The sequence below is a fragment of the Frankia sp. CgJB1 genome, assembly GCF_977947065.1.
Map to the genome: position 1 here is coordinate 5,806 of NZ_CDWTNB010000167.1, position 3,482 is coordinate 9,287.

Here is a 3,482-nt window from a genome sequence, read left to right on the forward strand (position 1 = left end):
CCACTCCGCCGCCCCGCGCCATCCCGCCACCAACGCCATCCCGCCACCGCGGTGGGAGCGGCCGAGGGCGCATATTGACGACGCCCGGCACCGAGCTGGTCGGGCCGGGCGTCGTCCACGCTGCCGCGGCTGCGAGACCCGCGATCGCCCGGTCAGGCGCCGGCGCCCGCCGAGCCGGTCCTGGGGATGGCGGCCGCAGGCCCGGGCGTGACGGTGCTCACCGCGGAGTCGAGGCTCACCGCGGGGGCGAGCTGGTCGGACACTGGCAGCGCGCTGCCCGCCTTCCACGTGGCCCAGGGGACCGACCACGCGTTGCCGAGCTGTGAGGTGTCCGGCGGCCGACCGGTGTTGACGATGTCGATGATGTCACCGAGCCGGGTGAAGTTGTAGAACCACTGGGCGTCGGCGGGTGAGGCATTCACGCACCCATGGGAGACGTTGGCTCGTCCCTGGGAGGGCACCGACCAGGGCGCGGCATGCACGTACTGCCCGCCACTGGTGTAGTGGACCGCCCACTGGACCTTCTCGTAGTAGTAGTCCGGGTCGCCCTGGGGGATGCCTACGGTGGCCGAATCCATGATCACTTCAGCTGACTTGCCCAGCACGTTGTGCGGGCCATCCATGCTCGGCAGACTGGGTTTGCCGAGGCTGACCGGCATCGTGCGCAGCAGTTGCCCGTCCCGGAAGACCTTCATCGTGTGGGTGGCCGAGTCGACCTTGGAGACCTGGGCGGAGCCGATGACGAAGTCCATCGCCCGGTCCTTGACCCCCAGCCGGCCCCCGCCCGCGTCGTAGCCGGCGAAGTTGGCCTCGACGTGCACCTTCGTCCCGGGCTTCCAGTACTCCTTCGGCCGCCACATGACGACCCGGTTCGACAGCCAGTTCCACGCGCCGAGGACCGGCAGATCGGTCCGTACGACCAGCCGGCTCTGGACGGCGGCCCGACTGGGCGCGGGCGCGCTGAACGTCAGGCTGATCGGCGCGCCGATCCCGACGGTCTGGCCCGCGACCGGCTCCCAGGAGACCTTGAACGACTTCGCCGGGACGCCGGTCACGAAGCCGGTCCGCACCGACGTCGTCCCGACGATGCCCGTCGCCGGGGACGTGGACGCCTCGACGTCGTACCGCGAATCGGCGAACAGCCCACCGGAGGATGTCCAGGTCCGATGATCGGCCGAGAAGGTGCCGAGCAGTATCCCCGGCTCCGTCTTCTCCGACGCGCTCGCCCTCCGGTTGACGGAGACCGCGGCCAGCGGGGCGTTGCCGCGCACGACGACCGGGCTGGTCAGCGCCACCCCGGTGGCGCCGTCCCCCGGCGTGACCGTCACGCTCGCCGCCGGATCCGGCGCGGGGGTGGCCCCGGCCGGCGCCGGTGATGCCCCCCCGCCGGAACAGGCCGCCGCGGACAGCACCGCGGCAAGCAGAAGCGTCCCCCCCGGCCACCGCCGGGGCCGGCGACCAGGCGATCCCGCCGGCCGGGATTCCAGCCGGGCCGAGCGACCCCACCCACGGAAAATACGTGAGGGAATCATTACCGAGCGAGACATGTAATGCCCCCTCTTGAAGACCGCGCCGGCAGCGTCGCCGGACGGGAAGCTACGTCCGAACGGTACCCAGAGATCAACCCCACGTATCCTCGATCAGCGGAATCTACGGCGCCAACCGGAAGAGCATCACCCAGCGTCGAGCATCTTAATACGGAGAGTAGCACTCTCCAGGCGTCCCACATACACCCCTCCCCTTCTCCCCTTCTGACGCACGAACGCCTTCCCGAGTTGCCCGGCCCGGAGGACATTTCACCGACCACCCGAAACGACGGCCAGAACCCACGGCGATATCAAAGAAGACGCAACCCGTCACCCGTGCAGATGAGTTTCCGCAACCAGAGACGACCGGGCGGTACACGGCACCGCCGGCATGCGAGACCATTGACGTCTCGCTGACTTTCCATTACCGGAAGCCACCCGGACGGGTCACCACCGCGTGATCCCACCCCGCGGTCCACCTGGCCCGGAGGGGCACCCCGGCGACAGGCCGGGGCGAGGGGCCGGAGGACGAACGGCACGACGAACGGCACGAGCCGGGCGCGCGAAACTCACTGTCAGTCCGGGAGGTCACCCGGTCCAGCAGAATGGTCAGGCCACGTTCGGCGGTCTCCGGCCCGCACCGGTGCCGGCACGACGCGCCGGGACGGTCGGACCCGCGGCAGGCCGATCGACCCGGCCGGGCGAAAGGCGCACTCCGGATAAGGGAAATGACCGTCCCACGACAGGGAGGCCACATGGCGATCGTTCTCGGGCCCAATCAGTATGGAAAGGCGGAGGTCCGTCTCGTCCACGTAGCGCGGAACGGACCGGTGCACCAGATCACCGATCTGAACGTCTCCACTGCGCTTCGTGGTGACTTCGCCGCCGCGCACCTGTCCGGCGACAATGCGCACGTGCTCACCACGGACACGCAGAAAAACACCGTCTACGCCTTCGCCCGCGAGCACGGAATCGGCCAGATCGAGGATTTCGCGATCCGGCTGGGTCACCATTTCGTCGGATCCCTCCCGTGGATCGACGGCGCCCGGATAGAAATCGAGCAGTACCGGTGGGACCGCATCCCGGTGGACGGGGTGCCGCACGACCATGCCTTCAGCAGGTCGGCTGGGGAGAAAAGGACGACGGTCGTCACCCTCGACCGTGACACGGCCTTCGTCGTGTCCGGACTCGCCGGGCTGGTCCTGCTGAAGTCGACCGGCTCGGAATTCTCGGGGTTTCTCCGCGACCGGTACACCACGCTGCCCGAGACGACAGACCGCATCCTGGCGACAGAGGTCACCGCCCGCTGGCGCTACGCCCGGTCAGACCTCGGCTTCGAACGACTGTTCGACGAGATACGGACGGCTCTGGTCAGCACCTTCGCGAGCCTCCACAGCCTGGCTCTGCAACAGACCCTGTACCGGATGGGCGAGGCGGCACTGACCGCGCACGCCGACGTCGCCGAAATCCGCCTGTCAATGCCGAACAAACACCACTTCCTGGTTGATCTAGAACCGTTCGGGCTCGATAATCCCAACACGATCTACTACGCCGCGGACCGGCCGTACGGCAAGATCGAGGGAACGGTCCTGCGCGATGACGCTCCCGACCCGGGGCCGAGCTGGCTGACCTTCCCGGGATTCTGCTGACCGGTGCTGACCGGTGCTGACCGGTGCCGTCACCCGACGGGCGGTGGGCGCCCCAGACGCCTGTCCCAGCGGCGCAGCGTAAGGCGGTCGCCGGGCATAAGCGTGAGGGCATGCGCGGCGTCACCGTCGCGCACGGCGAGGGCCGCCATCCCCGCCGAGTCGACGTAGAGCACCGCCTCCCCCGGGCCGACGGAACCGAAGGTGACCCCTACCGCCAGTTCAACCATCGGGCCCGCGGCCGCGGGCGGCCCGGCCGCTTGCTCGGCCCCGGTCGGGCGGTCCCGCCGGAGCGGTCGCAGCACCGCCC

The 3,482-nt window shown here is 69.5% G+C and carries 3 protein-coding genes; 1 reads left to right on the forward strand and 2 read right to left on the reverse strand.

What is annotated here, in order from left to right; translation table 11 throughout:
- Positions 1–152: 152 nt before the first annotated feature.
- A complete protein-coding gene (locus AC08OT_RS16450; protein ID WP_476603004.1) occupies positions 153–1,328 on the reverse strand; it encodes a L,D-transpeptidase in 1,176 nt (391 codons plus the stop codon).
- 953 nt (positions 1,329–2,281) lie between these two features.
- On the opposite strand from AC08OT_RS16450, the gene pucL reads away from it, so the two are divergent.
- Positions 2,282–3,175: a factor-independent urate hydroxylase gene (pucL, locus tag AC08OT_RS16455; RefSeq protein WP_476595980.1), complete on the forward strand. Its 894-nt coding sequence runs from the start codon at positions 2,282–2,284 to the stop codon at positions 3,173–3,175.
- Positions 3,176–3,204: 29 nt separating this feature from the next.
- Here the strand turns inward: pucL and AC08OT_RS16460 are convergent.
- The coding region (locus AC08OT_RS16460) for an SAM hydroxide adenosyltransferase (protein WP_476603005.1) at positions 3,205–3,482 on the reverse strand (278 nt) is incomplete at its 5' end.